This window comes from Bacteroidia bacterium (assembly GCA_016218155.1).
In the GTDB taxonomy this organism is placed as follows: Bacteria; Bacteroidota; Bacteroidia; order Bacteroidales; family GWA2-32-17; genus GWA2-32-17.
On sequence record JACREQ010000031.1, the window covers coordinates 15,944 to 34,968 of the forward strand.

The window sequence follows — 19,025 nt, forward strand, 5'->3', positions numbered from 1 at the left end:
ATATACCTATAATATAAAAAAGAAACTTACTGTCATTCCGGGCGAAGTCCCGGAATCTCTTAAAAGAAATAGATTCCTGCATTATTCGCTTCGCTCATGAGCTAGCGATTCGCAGGAACCGAGTGTATTTTGCGAGTTCGCCGAAAGGCAATGACAATTTGGTTTTTTTATTCTTTATTAGTTATTATTGCAAACAATAACAAAATTAACCCAAAGGAAATGTTCGCAATATTTAAAAAAGAGGTAAGTGGATTTTTCTCTTCACTAACAGGATACATAGCCGCATCGTTCTTTTTAGTGGTGAATGGTCTTATTATGTGGGTATTCCCTGGCTCTTTAAACGTTCTCGATAGCGGTTATTCCACCCTTGAAACTCTTTTTGTCATAGCACCTTGGGTATTCCTTTTCCTTATTCCCGCTATAACCATGAAAACTTTTGCCGAGGAAAATAGGAGCGGTACAATAGAGCTAATCCTAACCCGACCCATTAGCGATTTAAAATTGGTGCTTGGAAAGTATTTTGCCTCGGTTCTACTCGTTTTACTTATCCTCATTCCTTCGCTAATCTTTTTTATATCGATATTCTTCCTAGGAAGTCCTATTGGTAATATTGATACTGGCGGAACATGGGGTTCGTTTATCGGGCTGTTTTTTCTAGCATCGGCCTATGCTGCCATAGGAGTTTTTGCATCTAGCCTAACCGATAACCAAATAGTATCATTTATCCTTGCAATTATTATATCTCTGTTTATTTATAGCGGGTTCGATTCACTGGCTTCGCTTGGACTATTCACCGATTTCAAATATTTATTAGTTCAACTTGGCATCAACGAACATTACAGCTCAATGAGTCGTGGGGTGATTGATACTAGAGATGTTATCTACTTTGGATGCTTATCATCCATATTCATTATCGCCACACGGGTTAGAATTCAAAGTAGAAAATGGTAATATTTAACAGATAGGGTTATGTCGAAATCCGTTAAGAATCGAAATATTGTTCAACTCATAATTGCAGTTACTTCAGTTATCATTATCAGCTATATATCTAGTTTTATTTACTGGAGAATCGACCTTACATCTGAAAAAAGATACACCCTTTCGGAGATATCAAAGAGTACCTTAAAAGATTTGAAAGACGTTGTTTACGTTAAGGTTTACCTCGATGGGGATATGCCCATTGGTTTTAAACGGATGCAAAAATCTTTAAAGGAAACGTTGGATGAGTTTAGAGTCTATAGTGGAGAGAATATTCAGTACCAGTTTATTAACCCATCTGAGAGCACAAACCAAAAGGTTCGCGATGCAATTTTTAAAGATTTAATTGACAAAGGGCTTGAACCAACAAACATTCAGGTTCGCGATAAAGAGGGTGGGAATACACAGAGAATGCTTTATCCTGGCACGATCATTTCATTTAAGGGCAAGGAAATTCCAGTAAATCTTCTCCATAACAACCCTGCGCTTTCTGGTGATGAGAATATAAACCTATCCATTCAAAACTTTGAGTTCTACTTTATTGATGCCATAATTAAGCTGAGTACCGAGAAACTTCCAAAACTTGCTTTCATCCTAGGTCATGGCGAATTGGATCAGTATGAATCTGGCGATATTGATAAAAAACTATCCGAATACTATGATACCTACAGGGTAGAAATTAATGGCGATATCAAGGCTCTCGATCCCTATAACGTAGTGATTATTGCTGGTCCCCAGCAACCAATACCCGAAGCCGATAAACTGGTTATAGATCAGTACATCATGCGAGGGGGAAAAGTACTATGGTTTGTTGATCCCGTTACTGTTAGCATCGATAGCCTTTCGCAAGGTGCATCAACATTGGCGTACATGAATCAACATAACCTTGATGATCAATTGTTTCGGTATGGTCTTCGCCTTAATCCTTCATTAATTCAGGATGCACAATGTGCAATAATTCCTGTTAACACATCTTTGCCAGGGCAGAGTTCAAAGTTTGTTGCATCCCCTTGGGTTTATTACCCATTGATGTCTGCGTCAGGTAATAGCCCAATTACAAGGAATTTAAATATGATTAGGGCACAATTTATTAGCCCAATCGATACCGTTGGAGGAAACAGCAGCGTTAAAAAAGCCGTTCTACTTACAAGTTCAAGGTACTCTAGAACGCTTAATGTCCCATTACTAGTTAATTTGGCGGAGGTGAGCAGAAAACTTAATGAACGGGAGTTTAATCGCTCAAACATATCTGTAGCGGTTCTTTTAGAGGGAAAATTCGAGTCAGTTTTTCAGAATCGACCTTTATCAAAGTATAACCACGAGCACCCCTTTGAATTTAAGCCTTCCAGCGTTTTTACTAGGATGATTGTTGTTTCGGATGCCGATATTATTCGAAACGAGGTTCGACGTAGACCTGATGGGGCTTATGTTTCACCTCTAGGTTACGACCGTTACACTAAGCAAACCTTTGGTAATAAGGATTTAGTGATAAACATGGTTAAATATCTTGATGATAATATTGGGCTTATGAATCTTAGAACCCGTGATTTTAAGCTTCGTATGCTCGACAAACAGAAAATTACCGAATCGAGGTTTGTATGGCAGCTGTTTAACCTTGTTGTTCCTTCTGCAATACTTATCTTTGGTGGTTTAATTTGGCTTTATTTTAGAAAGAGAAAGTTTACACGGTAAAAACAGAAATGATTACAAAAATTTTTATAAAAAGATACATTTGGCTATTCATCCTATGTTGCATTGCCCTTTATTTCTTTATTTTCCATTACAAATCGGGAACAATTAACCCTGCCAGCAAAAACTTTTCTATTGCCGATACATCTACAATCAATAAAATTGTACTCAGCAAAGATTCAATAACAGTCACATTAAACCGTACGGAAAAGGGGTGGCTACTAAATAATACTACCTCCACGAGAACAGATGCCATAAAGGCTTTGATGAAGGTTTTAATGCTAGTAGATATTGGATCCCCGCTTCCAAAATCTGTTTCCGATAGCTTATCGGAGCTGATTTCATCTACCGGCTTAAGTGTTGAACTATTTAATGACGATGAGATTGTAAAATCATACTCTGTACTATCAACAAAAACATTAGGTTTGGGTGCTATTGGAAAACTAAAAAAATATAGAACCTCATATACTCTTAAGTTACCCGGTTTCAAGGGCGATTTATCATCGCTATTTGTAATTGATCCTGATTATTGGAAAAGCAATCGTTTGTTTATTGCTGATATTAAGCAGATATCGCATATCGATGTTGAAATACCGAATAGCCCCGAAAAATCATTTTCAGTTTCATTGGATGAAAAAGGCGTTCACCTAAAAGCCACTTATTTTGATGAGAATGTTAGTAGATTCGATACTTCTCGCGTTGTCAACTTTATTTTTGGTTTGAGCGATTTATCTTATGAAAGACTTCTGAATAAATCTTCTGCAGAGGAAAAAGCTGCAATTATTCTATCCCAACCCGAACAAATATTTACAATTACCCTTACAAACAGAAACAAACTTGTTCTAAAAACGTATCCAATCCCGGTTGACGAGTATAGGGATGAATTTGGACGAACAGTTAAGTTCGATCTTAACCGATTGTATATTTCTTTTAACAATGATGCAATCATAGCCATTGCTAATTATGTGGCATTTGACCCTGTACTTAAGGACTTATCGTCATTTAGATTGAAAAACTAGATATACCTTTGCCCTTGTGCTTAAAAATTTGTATTATTGACTCGTGAATTCTCAAAGGTAATTCCTTTGATTATCAATGATGAGGATTGTAAATATCAACCTTGAATAGATTAGAATCTGCATCTGCCCTTTATTTTTATGTTGAATATTTGAAAAATCGATAGCTTAAAATATATTTAGACTTTACATAATCATTAAAACGAATATCAGATGAAATTTGTAGTTTCAAGTACCGAACTGTTAAGTCATCTTAGCATTGTTAGTAGGGTAATTAGCAATAAAAACACCCTGCCTATCCTCGATAATTTTCTTTTCAAGCTCGAGGGGAATGAGCTTGAGATAACCGCATCGGATCTGGAAACCACCCTATCCACTCGGTTACATCTCGAAAATGTTATGGAAGATGGCTCCATTGCTATTCCTTTCCGTATTCTTGTTGATACTCTTAAGGAATTCTCCGAGCAACCTTTAACTTTTGATATTAATCACACAAACCTTGCTGTTGTTGTTAACTCTGAGAATGGACAATTTAATATTGTTGGACAACCTGCTGAGGACTTCCCCGTACGTGCTGAACTTAAACCAGATCGTAAGGTTACAGTTAAAGTAGCTGCGGATCTTCTTTTAAGTGGAATATCAAAAACCATTTTTGCAACCGCTGATGATGAATTACGCCCTGTAATGAATGGTATTCTTATGGAGTTAGCTCCTAATAGCCTTTCTTTTGTAGCTTCTGATGCTCATAAGCTGGTTAGATATAAACGTAAAGATGTTCAATCAGAATCTGAGGCATCATTTATCCTTCCAAAGAAACCAGCAGCATTACTAAAGAATATTCTTGGAAAAGAATCAGGTGCAATTATCTTAGAATTTGATGATAAGAATGCTCTATTTACCATGTCGAACTATACATTAGTTTGCCGCTTAGTAGAAGGTTCATATCCAAACTACAACTCGGTTATACCTGCTGATAACCCAAATAAACTTTCAATTGATAGGGTTGAGTTATACAACGGACTTCGTAGGGTTGCTGTTTATGCAAATCAGGCAAGTAATCTCATTAAACTAAGCCTTGGCGGTAATCAGCTTACGGTTTCGGCACAGGATCTTGACTTCTCTATATCAGCATACGAAAGGCTTAAATGCCAGTATGAAGGTGATGAGATGGAAATCGGGTTTAAATCTGTTTTCCTTATTGAGATTTTAGCAAATATTTCTACATCTGATGTAGTTCTTTCGCTATCAGATCCTTCAAGGGCTGGCTTAATATTCCCATTGGTTAATGAGAATGCAGATGAGGACATCTTGATGCTCTTAATGCCAATGATGATTAGCGCTTAATTTTTTAACAAACATATTTTAAGGCTGTTTCAAAACTAATATCGTATTGTCTGAGCGAAGGAACTGTAAGTATTCTTCGTTTTACTGATAATCAATAATATTTGGGTTTTGAAACAGCCTTTTATCTTTATAAATTGTAACAAACTGTAAACTGTCCATCAATGAAACTTAATATTAAAAATCCACTCGTTTTTGTTGACCTCGAAACAACAGGTATTGATGTAATAAAAGATAGAATTGTTGAAATTGCTGTTCTTAAGATTCATATTGATGGGAGAGAAGAACTAAAAATTAAAAGGGTAAACCCTGGAGTGCCAATTCCGCCTGAAACGACTGCTATTCATGGTATTACTGATGAGGATGTGAAAAATGAGCCTTTGTTTAAGGAGGTGGCAAAATCATTGGCTAATTTTATCGAAGGATGCGATTTTGCTGGTTTTAACTCAAACAAATTTGACTTCCCATTACTTGCAGAAGAATTTCTTCGTGCTGGAGTTGATTTAGATCTTAGAAAACGTAAATTTATTGATGTTCAAACCATCTTTCATAAGATGGAAAAGAGGACTCTAGGTGCTGCGCTTAAGTTTTACTGCGATAAGGAAATAGAAAATGCGCATAGCGCAGGTGCTGATTCCTATGCTACCTATGAAGTGCTTCAAGCGCAACTCGATAAGTATACAGATATTAAAAATGATGTTGATTTTCTTGCCGAATTTAGTGCTCAAACAAAAAACGTTGATTTTTTAGGACGAATAATACTTGACGAAAAAGGAGTTGAGGTTTTCAACTTTGGAAAGCATAAAGGCAAATCGGTAGTTGAAGTGCTAGAGAAAGAACCCAGCTATTACGGATGGATGATGAATGGCGAGTTCCCCCTTTATACAAAGAAGGTACTCACCAATATCTATTTGAAGATGAAGCAGAAGTAGTTATTCCCAGAGAAGAAATATTAAAAAAGTTAAAACTTGTCCGTTATAAATTTATAAACAATACCATTCATTTAGGTGGATGGTATTGTTTTTAAATTTACAATTACAGTTAAACTAATCTGTGTTTTCGTGAAAATCTTCCTTGCCAATACATGTATTGCCTATAGTAGTACCAACTACACATGTGCCACCAAGACAATCGCAAACTGTACATTCACCACCTTTAATTTCAATCATTTCTTTAGCATCCATTAACTGGATTACATTCAATTTTTCGTTTGTAAAATCATGAAGTTTTTTCATAAAAAATCATATTAGGTTTATTTTACAGTAACCTTTCCCCATTACTGGTTGGGTTTTCCTGATTTGAGGCGCAGGAGAGCCTTAGGGTATAGAAATATTGATTGATGTTAACTTTTTGAGTAGGTATTAAATTATTGGATTAATAAATGCTGGTGCTTTTTTGCAGCGAGGATCGGGATAATCCCAATTTTCGTCGCCATACACTTTTAAGACATCCGCCCAACATTTATTTGGATATTTATTGTAGCATTCATCAAGTAACTCACAATTTTTACAAGCACTTTCATCTCTGAAATCTTCCTTTTTGAAATTAACCCATTTTAAGGCGGCTGGAGAATTCCATATCTCTTCAATCGAATTTTCAAGGATATTTCCAATTGTAAACCTTTTTTTCCAATACATTTGTTCACAAATAGTAACATCACCATCTGGAAGAATATAGATGTGTGATCGATTGGCAGAGCATGATGCTCCTGGAAAAGATATGCTTCCTTTTTCAGCGCTGAAAAATCCTCGTTCCAAATAAGATTTATCAATGTTGACTTTAAGAGTTTTGCGATTATTCAATTCTTCTAAATGAGCAAATACCTCTTTACGCTCACGCTCCTGAAGTTTAATACTTTCAAATTCTGTAGAACTATATAATGATCTATAGGCGATACGTGCTTGCCATTCTTTTATGTTTTTTAGCGTTGATAAATAGCTATGCATTTCGGTTAACTCCTCTTTGTTAGAGTTTATGTTTGTTAGTACGCTTATTACATGGTAAGAAAGGCCATGCTTGTCCATCAGTTCCAAAGTGTGCTTCATCTTTTCAACATAACTCTCTGGCACATCCAGAATTTTATTTATTTTTTGTTTTGAGAGAGAATCAAAGGAGAATTGGTAGGTAAGAGAAGGGAATTGTTTAAGTTTAATTATATCTTTTTCACTTATGGGTACTTTTGTTGAAATAAAATTTTTATAAAATCCATACTTATATAATTCGCATAATAATTCATACCATTCTTTATACAAGAAGAATTCACCTCCACCGATCTGAACATTTTTGATTTTTAAATCTTTGGCTTCTTTAATTAATTCCTTTATTCGTTCAAAAGGAATTGTACAGGTTACCTCTTGGCTTTTATCAGCATAGCAGTATATACAATTTGTTACGCAACGATTAGTCACCATAATAGTTATTATGGAAGGGCTCTGGATTAATCTTGCCGAATCAAAATCTAACTCTTTATAAACAAATTCTTCGGGTTTGTATGTATATAAGATTTTTAAATTTTCATGGTATTTAATAATAATTTGTTTTGGAAATTTAAAGTTATGCCCGTTATATTCTGTGAAAATGGCCTCCTTGTTCTCTATGAAAGGTTTAATTATATTGAGAGTTTCTTCTTTACTTAAACTCAAAAATTCACTCAAATTTTCAACCGCTTTGTCAATACTAATGGGTTTAGAAAAAAATGAAAGAATCATTGCTTGAACGGGATGAATAACGGATACCCATTCTGTATTGGTTTGTTCGCACTGAGCATCTGAATTTGCAATGATTATACTTCTTTTTATATCATTTTTGAAGTTATAGTCTGGATTTAGAACATATAGATCCTCGTTTATCATAAGTGGATTTATTTTTATAAATAATGAAATTTAAAAACGATATAATATCAAAACCGATTCGACAAAGACAATAAAATGATCCCATTCAACTCAAAGAATGGGACTATTTTAATAACAACACACAATTTGGATTAGTTGGCAGATTGCTGTTCTTCAAAGGCGATTTTACCAAGGGTGCATTCACCCATGTGCAATCACCGCCCCAATACAAACCATCACTACAATCACCACCTTTAGTTTCGCTCATTTCTTTAGCGTTCATTAATTGTGTTAAGTTCAAGTCTTCGCTTACAAAATCTTGAAGTTTTTTCTGGTTGAACGTTATTTAATTAATTTTACAGTAACCTTTCTCTATTACTATTTGGGGCTTCCTGTATTAAGGTTCAGGAGAGCCTTGAGTAAAACCGATGAATACTCTATTTTTTTGTTTTTTTTGAATATTATCTAATGGTTGATTAGTTTTTACCAATCATCTTGTTATGTGAAAAAAATAGTCATAATAATTCACTAAAAAACAGTCATTTTTAAATGATGTAAAAATTATTTAACATCATTTAAAATAAAGGTAAACAAAATGTTTGATTGAAAAAAATAATAGTATAATTTTTTTAATAAAAAACAGACACTACACAAAGTAATGTTCATTCTTTCTAACTGTCGTTATTGACTTAGGTATGGAATTATTAATAAAGGTAGTTGTTTAATATGTCCTAGGTATTCTGCTTTTCAGTTTTTAGAATGGCATATAATGGTTCATAAATTAACGATACATATTAAATTTTTCCGTCAATTTTGAAACCATTCTTCCCATTATGGTTTTATCCTTAACAATTATTTCCCCAACACCAGTCATTCCGTGCTTTATGTTAACCTTTACTTTATGACTTGTTATAAATTCTGTGTTGCAATTTACTTTAACCAAGAAACAGCTGTCGTTCAGTTGAGGTGATATATAATTTATCTTTCCTTTAATATAACCATAGTCCTGAATTGGATAGGCTGGGAATTTTAAAACCACATCCTGATTTAGTTTTACTTTTGGGAATATTTGCTGTGAGATGTACATCTCAACATAATTTTCGTTGTTATCCGGGCTAATCATTCCAAAAGATTTACCAGCCTGTAAAAGTTGATTCTCCTGAATAAACGTGGTGTAAACTAACGTGCCATTAATGGGGGCTTTGATAATGTACTTATTTATCCATTCATCAAATTGGCTTTTAAGCGTGTTCAGCGATTCGATGAAAAGCGATTGTTGGTTTTTAGCTTGTTGTTCAAGTTCTATTAGTTCTCGTTTCTTTTGATTGGTTTGGGTCTCGTAGCTCAACTTTGTTGATGTAAATTGCATTAGAGTATTTTTCCTTGCAATAAAGTTGGCTTGTGTTGTATTGTAATCATCACGTGAAATCACTCCTGATTTATAAAGAATTTCATTTGTTTTTGACTTTTCCTCATAGAATTTTAATTCCTCTTCGGCCCCCTTTCTCTGGCTGTTGATGTTATCTATTTGTTGTTCCAAAATGCGAATGTCATTTTGAATTATACTTCGTTTTTTTTCAAAAATTCCACTATTCAAATTGTCTTTGTAATTAAGGTAACTTTGTTTGAAAGTTTGAATTTGGGTTTGTAATTCTCCGTATTGAAAGATGTGGCCATCGAATATTGAAAAATCTAATTCAGCAATTCGGTCTATATTAATTGTAAACTGTTCTATTTCTTTATATGCGGATAAAACTTCATTGTGATTTGCTGTACTTTCCAGATAAATAATATTATCACCTTTCATTAATATATCGTTATTCTTTCTGATTATAGTTGTAATCTTTCCACTAATGTTTGGTAATAATGCCTTTGGGGCATTCTCGGATTGAACTTTGATATTCCCTTTAACAATTTCTGGGTATTTTATAAAACAACAAGCCAGTAATCCCAAAGCAATTATAAAAGCAATAATGGCAATTCCCCATTTTTCAAAGAAGCGAGGTCGAATACATATAAAATCAGTATAAGAATCGCTCCTTATTTGGAGTTCATCAGGTTCGGAAGTACTATTTATTTTTTCAGATTTTAGCCGATTTATCTCTTCAAGAAAATTAATGCTAGCCGCTGTTTCCAACTCTTCATTTTCGATTTTCTTTATACCCTTATTTTCAATCTCCTTTTGAAATTGCTTCAGCATCGCCTCCATATTCGGGGGCATAAATTGTTGAGTAGTATTTTCGGCCATATTAGCTTTGTTTTGAAATGATTAGGCTCCTAGTTCTAATTGATTTCTTACTAAATTAAAATATTTTCCATTCAATGCAACTAATTCATTATGTGTGCCTTGTTCTACAAGTTTAGAGTCTTCAAGTACAATTATATTATCTGCATTTCTAACCGTACTCAACCTATGAGCAACAACAATTACAGTTCGGTTTTTGAAAAAGGTACTTAGATTTTCTACAATTACCTTCTCATTGTTTGCATCTAATGCATTTGTAGCCTCATCAAAGAATAGAAATGCTGGGTCTCTATAAATGGCACGAGCAATAATAATTCGTTGCTTTTGTCCTGTGCTTATACCATTACCTTCCGTTCCAATTTTTGTGCTAAATCCGAGTGGGAGACTTTCGATAAAATCCAGTATGTTTGCTGTTTTGCAAGCTAGTACTAGTTTTTCCATATCGGGAAGATCATCGCTAACTGCGATATTTTTAGCAATGGTATCATTAAATATAAAACCATCCTGCATCACTACACCTACATTCTTCCTCCAGTATTTGTGGCTTATGTCCTTGAGTTTTATCGAGCTTCCATTTGTATCACCAATTACTATTTCACCTTTATCGGGGGAATAGAATTTTAGGAGAAGTTTTATAAGCGTTGTTTTGCCACTTCCACTCGTACCAACTATTGCCGTGGTTTTATTGCAAGGAATTACAAGGTTTATATTGGATAAAGCAGGTTCATTTCCTGCTCCATTGTATGTGAATTGTACATTCTTAAAAGTAATTGAATTGTTTTTCGGAATCACTTTTAGAAGTTTATCCTCAGTTTGCTCCTCATCCTTTAACGACATAACTTCGTTCAATCGTTCTAAGCTGATTTTAGCTTCCTGACCGCTTTGAATAAACTCAATTAGCTGCTCTACAGGCCCTGAGAGTTGCCCAATGATATATTGAATGGCAAGCATGGTTCCAAGCGTGAATTGTCCTTGTAGTACTCCTTTTGCAACAATAAGTGTGATAAGAACATCCTTAGTTTGATTGATAAATAGGGCGCCAAGTTGTTGTATCTGCCCGATATTCATCCCTTTAAATGTTAAATGGAATAATCGTGTTTGCAGATTCTCCCATTCCCAGCGTTTCTGGGTTTCGCAATTGTTTAATTTAATATCTTGCATGCCCTGAACCAGCTGCATTGTAATTGTATTCTCACGTGATGCAACGGAGAACTTTTGGTAGTCCAGTTTTCTTCGATATTTTAAGAACAGGGTTATCCAAAGTATGTAGAGTATACTTCCAGCTAGAAAGAAAAGAAAGATTGAATAGTCATAGTATAATAAAACAATTGAATACACAAGAAGGGTTATTATACCGAATATACTTCCTACAGCAACCTTTGCCATGAATTGCTGAATCCTATTTTGATCTTGGATTCGTTGCATTATATCCCCAGTTTGCTTTTGATCGAAATAGGAGATGGGTAGCCCCATCATTTTGATCCAAAAGTCTGAAAGTACAGATATATTAACCCTTGTGCTTATGTAAAGCAGTAGGCGGCTGCGAATAAAATCTACAAAGAAACGTCCGAAGTAAATAGCCAACTGCCCAATTAGCATTAGGTAGATAAAACCAATATCGTTTGAGTTTATTCCAATATCAACAACATTTTGGGTAAGAAATGGGAGGATTAGCTGGAATAAGCTGGTAACCATTACCGCTAAAAATACTTGAGCAATAATGAATTTATAGCGTAAAAAATATTTTGAGATTCTACTGAAATTAGTTCCCGTTTCGGTCTCACCACTTTCCTCATAGAACTTTGGCGTTGGCTCTATTAAAAGAACAATGCCATAATCCTTACTATCATCCTTAACTGAAATCCAATTCTTTTTAAATGTCTCTTCATCAACCTCAATTAGCCCATTTAAGCCAGGATCCGCGATGGTAATATTTTTATTTGATTTAAACCAATGCTTTTTTTGAGGAGGCAGTACAACAAAATGATTCTTATTCCAATGTAAAACACAGGGTTTGGAAGCACCCTCTATTAATTCTTTATATTCCATTTTTGCTCCAATAGTGTTGAAGCCAATTAATTCGGCTGCCTCACTAATGCCAAGCATGTTTACGCCATCCTTACCTATTTGCGATTTATCCCTTAACGATTGTAGATTGTAGTTTTTACCATAGTACTTGCTAATCATGCGAATGCAAGTTGGACCGCAATCCATCGAATCTAATTGTCTGAAATGTGGAAATTTTAACATTATAATGGATTCTAATATTCTTAATTAGTATGCTCTAATGTGGCTAAAAATGTTGGAATTATTTTTTCCAAATCTTCAACCCTATATAAATCAGGTAATAATTTACCATTCATAACAATAATTGGTGTGTGTGTGATGCCTAGCGATTTGGCAATTGAATTATGCAATCCAATTATTTCTCGATTTTCGGCAATTGCATCACCTATTACAGGATATTTAGCCATCCATTTTTCCATTTTTCTATTTTCATCGGCATGCCAATCATTTATGGCACGGTGTGCATCCGCTTTTTCTATCTTTTTGTTTAGTTGAAGCATATGAGCCGCTAATTTTACTCTTTCATCTCTTTCGTCGTTACTAACAGCAAAAATTTCAGTCAAGGCAACGTCGTTTGGGTAATTGTCGAGTAATTTATTAATGACGGTGTGTGTCTTACTGCAATATGCACATACCGGGCTTGTGAAAATTGTAAAATGTATTTTTGGATTTATGCTTCCAAAACGAAGTACTTCAGCTTGTTTTGGGTAGGTGACTTTAGGTTGATTACTGAGGGTGTAATGAAACAAGGATATATTTTGTTTGAATTTTCGTAGATCTTTTTTTGTAACCGCAAGTTCTGAATTTGCTTCTAACAAAGGTTTTATTAAATACCAGGTAGTGATTATAAATAGACTCGAAAGTGAGATTGTTATAAGGGGTATTGTAATGTTTTGTAATGAAAAGGATGACCAAGCGGATAACCCAACTACAAACTCTAACAATAATAGGGCTTGTATGCTAAGACACATCACACACCATGATTTTGCCACCTTTTTTTGATAGTATACCGAATAAACTGTGTAGGGAAGGGCAAGTATATTTATTCCAACTATTAGATAGTATCCTTGAATTTGCTGATGTGTTTCCGATATTATTATGGTTAGTAGTGTTGTGGCAAAATAGAATAGACCAACTTCGGACCAACTTAAGAATGAAAAAACTTTTGCTGCTTTGCTTTTGAGAATGTTCCCGCAATTTGTTTTTTTGCCAACGTTACAAATCTCTTTTATAAATAGATTATCGCTGTTGTATGTGTAGCTTATTAATAATATTGAAACAGCGATGCCTATTAGTTTTAGAAAAATTAGACCCATAAATGGTACGGGCAAAATGATGGGTATGCAGGCATATATAGAAGCGACGAATAAAATTGATATTGAAATTATAAATAATAATATTTTGAAATTATTTAATCTTGTCTCCTTTAAATTATCATTATAATTGGGCTCTGCTGAATCTTCGTTTTTTGTAAAGAACAGAACAAATCCTTGCCATTTTTTGAGGTAATCTTCTAGCGACTCAACAATTTTTTTGCCTTTATTGTAATATGTAATTGTGTTTTCTTTTATAGTTTCAACAACAACAAAATATACTATATCTTTATCTGCCAGTTGACTGATATGTGCACCAGGGTAATTAATTATTTCAGTTTTGTTTTCAAATTCTCCTCCAGTATTTTCCACTTTATATGAATCGTACAAATCGCTTAGGCATAGCATGGAGTGGGCATCTGTGTGATTATCCAAAAAACTATTGATATAATTTTTTGTGTATGGAATATCCAATAACTGTAACGATTTACGTATACTTTCTTTAATATCCTTCATTGTACTTATAAGTCTAAAAGAATTATAACGACATTTTCATTTTTTGATAAATATTCAGCAAAGAGATTCAAAACTAGGAAGGCTTTGAAGAATAAGCCCTCCTAGTATAATAGTACATTAATTAACTATTCACAATGAAGAAATCGTGTAGCTCCACCATAGGTATAAGTTCCCACACACCAATAACCATTGTCATACTTGATTGAGCAGGAACTTGTTCCGTTGAAATTATCCCAGCATTCCTGAGTAAATCCCCCTTCCATTCCTCCATTAATACTTTTCATTTCACTTTTTTCTAACTTTTTCATGATTTTAGATTTTGTTAATTTTTCCCTACTCTATTAAGGCTTTTCGGAATCCGCCTATTGTTTTTGTGAGAATGAACTATTTTATAACTTAGCTCCAATTAAGGTTTTATTTAAGTCATATAATTATGCAGCCCTATAATTTGTAAATATTGGTTATTCTTAAAAGATTTATTATTAGGAAAAAGTTTTTAAATCATCTTAAGAACTCATATTTAAAGCTGGATAATAGTATCACACAATAACAAAAAAGAAAGGTTTTTTAAGAATTGACATTTTTTTGATGAATGCTCTCTAATTATTATACCAGCACTCAAGGCTTATTGTAGCTCCACCATAAGTATACACTCCATGACAATTTTTACCATCACCATAAACTATATTGCAGGAGCTTGTTCCATCGCCATTGTCCCAACAACCTTGTTTAAATTCATCCGCTCTTTGTCCACCTTTTACTAATTTCATTTCATTTTTCTCTAACTTTTTCATGATTTTAGATTTTAATTATTTTTTCCTACTCTATTAAGGCTTTTCGGAATTCGCCAATTTGTTTGCAAACATTTCCAATTTTATTCAAAATTGATTTTTCAGACTTTAACAGTTATTCCAAATGCTTGTACTATTGTTCCATTTATTATATCATTATAAATCAGTATTATAGATATTTTTTTCGGTAATATTTGTAATGGATAAAAATGTTACTAACATTTTTGCTATTCAGGATATCAACTATGAGTTTATTTTATACAGAATTGCTAGGTTCGTTTATTATCTGTTAAGAAACGATTGCAAGCAATGCTGCGAAACTAGTACTATGAAATAGGTGACTGGTAGTTAATTTATGCGGAGAGAAACAATTCTAATTAATGACTGTTCAATGCAGTAAACGGCGTATTAATCTGAATATCAATCAAATTATTTTGTCCGAAACGATGGAATCGAGTTTGCGAGTTTGATGAAATTAATCCCGGAATGATTAAAAATAGAAAAAATGAACAAGAGCGTAACCTTTATTGTCTAATATTGGCTACGCCGAGTTCTGGTTGACTTTGTCGATCCCTGCGGGATTCGCTCCAGTTTCACTTTTCCATCCATCAGTGTTGTATTTGCAAATACTGTTTTATACTATTATTGCGATTTCCTTTATAGAATCAAATTAATATTACCCTGACAAGAGCCTCCCTTGCATATTCCGTCTTTACAAAGTTTTACAACCGCATCATTAATACATTCACCTTCATTGGTATTACTAGTGTATTCACCAATATAAATTTTGCTCATTTCTTTAGCATTCATTAGCTGTGATACATCCAAGTGCTCGTTCGTAAAATCTTTAAGTTTTTTCATGCTTATAAAAAATTAGTTTATTAATAAGTAATAAGTTTCCAAAATGAGTTAAAGAAACTTATACTAGAATAGGTTATCTATTTATTAACAATGCAAATATGATTGAAAATTTAATCCAGTTAGAATGTGAATGCAGTTTTATATGATATGCAATTATTTTGATTTTATTTTGTTGCTGCATTTGTAAGAAACTAAACATTTGACTATTTCGAAATGTAATCAATTTCTCTTAATCGGATTTTAACAGATGTTCCTTTTTTTTGTACCATTATTCCATTAAATAGATATATTTGTAGGTCAATGAATTAGAATATCATAGATAATTTTGTAATGTTATAGTAGCTATGAAAAAAGTTATTACATCTTCACTTTTAGTATTAATTACTTTTAGCGTATTTTCACAGATTACCGTAGATTCACTTAAAGAGGATTTGAATAATGCTACAAGCGATACTTCAAAAACTATTATTCTACTAAAACTGGCTGATATTTATTTATATGATGATGAAACCAAATCTCAGGAATACACCCATAAAGCCAAAGGATTACTAGAAAAAAATCCCTTCAAGAAAGGATATGCTTATTACTATTTGATTAATGGGTTTTTAATAAAGGGCACACCCTCAGAGAAACTTGAAAACTTTAATAAATCCCTAAAACTCTATACGGAGTTAAAAGATTTATCGGGAATTGCTATGGTCAATTTTAACATGGGACGTTTCTATGTAGCAAATTTTAATTCGAAAAAAGCGATGCTGTGTTATTTAGCCGCTTACAAGATTTATCAATCGTTAAACTACAAAGAAGGAATGAGTGCTTGTTATACTAGTATAGGAAGCATCTACAATAATCAAAATCAGTATAAAACGGCTCTAGAATACTTTAAAGAGGCGTTAAATTTATATTCAGATAAAAACTATGAATATTATTGTATATATGTTAGGATTGCAAACAATTATGTAGCAATGGGTGATGAGAAAACTGCATTACATTACTTCGAAAGTTTGATTGATACGTTAAAGCAAAGGAATTATCCAGATTTACTTATTAATGTATATAATAGTATAGGTGATATTTATGAAAGTGCTGATAATTATGGTAAAGCTAAGCAGTACTATAAATTATCGTTTGATGTTGTAAAAAAGGCTGATGGCAAATATTTTAATATTAATTCATGCTTGAGTATGGCCAAATTATTTATTAGTATGAATCAGCCGGATTCAGCGATAATTTTGCTTGAAAAGAATTTGCAACCTACTATATCATTAGATTTAAAGTATAATTATTATAAAATTTTATCATTAGCATACGAAAAAAAAGATGATATAAGATCTGCCTATAAGTATTATAAGTTTTTTAAAATTGCAAGTGATTCTATAAATAGCGATAAATCGAACCAACGACTTTATGAATTGCAGATCTCATTTGAGATGAACAAGAAGAATGAGGAGATAGAATTGCTTAATAGGGAGAATCAATATAAATCGCTCCAATTATCTAAACAGAGGATTGTTATTTTACTTATCCTATTGTCAACGGTGCTATTCATAGTTATGGCATTTGTTTTATACACTCGTTTCCGATTAAAACACAAGCTGGTTGGTATGTTGGAAAATAAGAATAGAGAGATTGAGCAACAGCAGCAGGAAATTATGACAATGAACGATATGCTTGGAAAGCAGAATGAAAGTTTACTGGAATTGGACGATATGAAATCCCGATTCTTTACCAACATATCGCATGAATTCCGAACACCATTATCACTTATAATTGGACCGTTAACATCCATGTTGGAGGAATCCAACAACAAGGAAGCGCAAAATGATATTCGCCTAATGCTAAAACATGCAAATAGCCTATTAAATCTTATTAATCAGTTGCTTGATTTATCTAAACTTCAAAAGGCAAGTCTTAATCTACAACTTTCCTTTTATGATATAAATACATTTTTAAATATACTAATTGATTCATTTTCTGGGCGTGCAAAAGATCTATCCATTTCACTTACCTATAATTCAAACCCTTTGCCTTTGCTTGTTTGGTTTGATAGAGATAAAGTAGGGACAATTGTTTTTAATATCATTTCGAACGCATTAAAACATACCAATAAAGGAGGTTTTGTGGAGGTTTCTCTGTCCATAATTGGTGAGAGCAACGATTATGTTGAAATCATGATAAAAGATAATGGAATAGGCATAGAATCGCATGAGCTAAAGAATATATTTGAACCCTTTTATCAATCCAGTGTCACAATAAATCGGAAAATTGAAGGCAGTGGTATAGGATTAGCCTTAGCAAAGGAGTTGGTTGAATTACATGGAGGTAAAATTACAGTGAAGAGCGAGGCAGGGAAAGGGGCTCAGTTTACAATAACTTTAGCAGTGAATAAACATCTTTTGCCATCGGCAGAAATATTGTCCGATGAAGATCATGAAATTGATGTGATAGATAGATTTCCAAAACTTCATGAATTCGATTTAGGTGGCGAGGCCGAAACTAGAATAATTAAAGGGGAGACAACAATTCTTGTTGTTGAGGATAATGATGATATGAGAGATTACATATCAAAATCGTTAGCGCAGGATTATCAAATTATAGTAGCTGTAAATGGTAGGGAAGGATTTGATAAAGCAATGGAGGTATCGCCAGACCTTATAATTACTGATATTATGATGCCCGAAATGAATGGGTATGAAATGACAAAGCTGATTAAAAACAATCAGCAAACAAGTCATATCCCTGTAATTATTCTTACCGCAAAAGCCTCGGAGGAGAGTAAAATTGAAGGTCTTGAAGCTGCTGCCGATGATTATGTAGTTAAGCCCTTTAATAAGGCAGAATTGCTGTTGAGGATTAGAAATACAATAGCAAATCGACAAAAGTTAAGGGATAAGTTTCAGAAATCTATCACGGTAAACCCTTCGGAAGTAACAGCAACATCATTAGACGAACAATTTTTAACAAAAGCACTTCAAATTATTGAAAATCATTTGGCAGATGCCGAGTTTTCCGTGAATGATTTTTGCGATGAAATAGGAATGAGTAAAACCAATGTGTATAGAAAACTCAAAGCGTTAACCAATCAATCCTTTACAGAATTTATGCGTTGCATAAGGTTAAAACGAGCAGCTTCTTTGCTACTAATGAAATCGGGCAACCTGACTGAAATTGCTTACCAAACAGGATTTTCCAACCTATCCTACTTCTCCCGAAGTTTTAAGGAGCAATTCGGGGTAAGCCCATCGGAGTATATAACAAAGACAATCATAAATCGTTGATCCTTGTTCTTAAATCTAAATAATGCTACTTTAAAGATAGGGACTAGCTAGTTTGATGAATGTGTTTTGCTTATAGGTATTAAAGCAGATATAGATATT

General features: G+C 33.6%; 15 protein-coding genes. 6 read left to right on the plus strand and 9 right to left on the minus strand.

The features are described 5' to 3' along the window. The first annotated feature begins 219 nt into the window (after window positions 1-219). The 5 genes from gldF to HY951_04475 all read left to right on the plus strand — a co-directional run bounded on the left by gldF (window position 220) and on the right by HY951_04475 (window position 5,956). The gene (gene gldF, locus HY951_04455; GenBank protein MBI5539286.1) at window positions 220-951 is read left to right on the plus strand and encodes a gliding motility-associated ABC transporter permease subunit GldF; all 732 of its coding nucleotides are present in this window, start codon (window positions 220-222) and stop codon (window positions 949-951) included. 18 nt (window positions 952-969) lie between these two features. Then, window positions 970-2,670, plus strand: a complete 1,701-nt coding sequence (gene gldG / locus HY951_04460; protein MBI5539287.1) for a gliding motility-associated ABC transporter substrate-binding protein GldG — start codon at window positions 970-972, stop codon at window positions 2,668-2,670. Window positions 2,671-2,678: 8 nt separating this feature from the next. Beyond that, window positions 2,679-3,686, plus strand: a complete 1,008-nt coding sequence (locus tag HY951_04465; GenBank protein ID MBI5539288.1) for a hypothetical protein — start codon at window positions 2,679-2,681, stop codon at window positions 3,684-3,686. A gap of 210 nt (window positions 3,687-3,896) precedes the next feature. Further along, the gene (gene dnaN / locus HY951_04470; protein ID MBI5539289.1) at window positions 3,897-5,027 is read left to right on the plus strand and encodes a DNA polymerase III subunit beta; all 1,131 of its coding nucleotides are present in this window, start codon (window positions 3,897-3,899) and stop codon (window positions 5,025-5,027) included. A gap of 161 nt (window positions 5,028-5,188) precedes the next feature. Beyond that, entirely contained in the window at window positions 5,189-5,956 is a 768-nt protein-coding gene (locus tag HY951_04475) for a 3'-5' exonuclease (protein MBI5539290.1), read from the plus strand. A gap of 114 nt (window positions 5,957-6,070) precedes the next feature. Here HY951_04475 and HY951_04480 read toward each other — a convergent pair whose 3' ends face one another. The 9 genes from HY951_04480 to HY951_04520 all read right to left on the minus strand — a co-directional run bounded on the left by HY951_04480 (window position 6,071) and on the right by HY951_04520 (window position 15,582). After that, the gene (locus HY951_04480) at window positions 6,071-6,259 is read right to left on the minus strand and encodes a hypothetical protein (GenBank protein ID MBI5539291.1); all 189 of its coding nucleotides are present in this window, start codon (window positions 6,257-6,259) and stop codon (window positions 6,071-6,073) included. Between the two features lie 126 nt (window positions 6,260-6,385). Further along, on the minus strand, window positions 6,386-7,876 hold the full coding sequence (locus HY951_04485; GenBank protein ID MBI5539292.1) for a radical SAM protein: 1,491 nt from the start codon (window positions 7,874-7,876) through the stop codon (window positions 6,386-6,388). Window positions 7,877-7,979: 103 nt separating this feature from the next. Further along, on the minus strand, window positions 7,980-8,123 hold the full coding sequence (locus HY951_04490) for a hypothetical protein (protein MBI5539293.1): 144 nt from the start codon (window positions 8,121-8,123) through the stop codon (window positions 7,980-7,982). 513 nt (window positions 8,124-8,636) lie between these two features. Next, window positions 8,637-10,103: an HlyD family efflux transporter periplasmic adaptor subunit gene (locus HY951_04495; GenBank protein ID MBI5539294.1), complete on the minus strand. Its 1,467-nt coding sequence runs from the start codon at window positions 10,101-10,103 to the stop codon at window positions 8,637-8,639. 21 nt (window positions 10,104-10,124) lie between these two features. Further along, entirely contained in the window at window positions 10,125-12,353 is a 2,229-nt protein-coding gene (locus HY951_04500; protein ID MBI5539295.1) for a peptidase domain-containing ABC transporter, read from the minus strand. Between the two features lie 17 nt (window positions 12,354-12,370). After that, on the minus strand, window positions 12,371-13,996 hold the full coding sequence (locus HY951_04505) for a thioredoxin domain-containing protein (protein ID MBI5539296.1): 1,626 nt from the start codon (window positions 13,994-13,996) through the stop codon (window positions 12,371-12,373). Between the two features lie 125 nt (window positions 13,997-14,121). Beyond that, the gene (locus tag HY951_04510; protein MBI5539297.1) at window positions 14,122-14,304 is read right to left on the minus strand and encodes a hypothetical protein; all 183 of its coding nucleotides are present in this window, start codon (window positions 14,302-14,304) and stop codon (window positions 14,122-14,124) included. A 291-nt stretch (window positions 14,305-14,595) separates the two neighbouring features. After that, the gene (locus HY951_04515; protein ID MBI5539298.1) at window positions 14,596-14,790 is read right to left on the minus strand and encodes a hypothetical protein; all 195 of its coding nucleotides are present in this window, start codon (window positions 14,788-14,790) and stop codon (window positions 14,596-14,598) included. A 654-nt stretch (window positions 14,791-15,444) separates the two neighbouring features. Beyond that, window positions 15,445-15,582: a hypothetical protein gene (locus HY951_04520; protein ID MBI5539299.1), complete on the minus strand. Its 138-nt coding sequence runs from the start codon at window positions 15,580-15,582 to the stop codon at window positions 15,445-15,447. A 410-nt stretch (window positions 15,583-15,992) separates the two neighbouring features. Between HY951_04520 and HY951_04525 the strand changes: the two genes are divergently transcribed. Continuing rightward, the gene (locus HY951_04525) at window positions 15,993-18,926 is read left to right on the plus strand and encodes a response regulator (protein ID MBI5539300.1); all 2,934 of its coding nucleotides are present in this window, start codon (window positions 15,993-15,995) and stop codon (window positions 18,924-18,926) included. Window positions 18,927-19,025 lie beyond the last annotated feature (99 nt).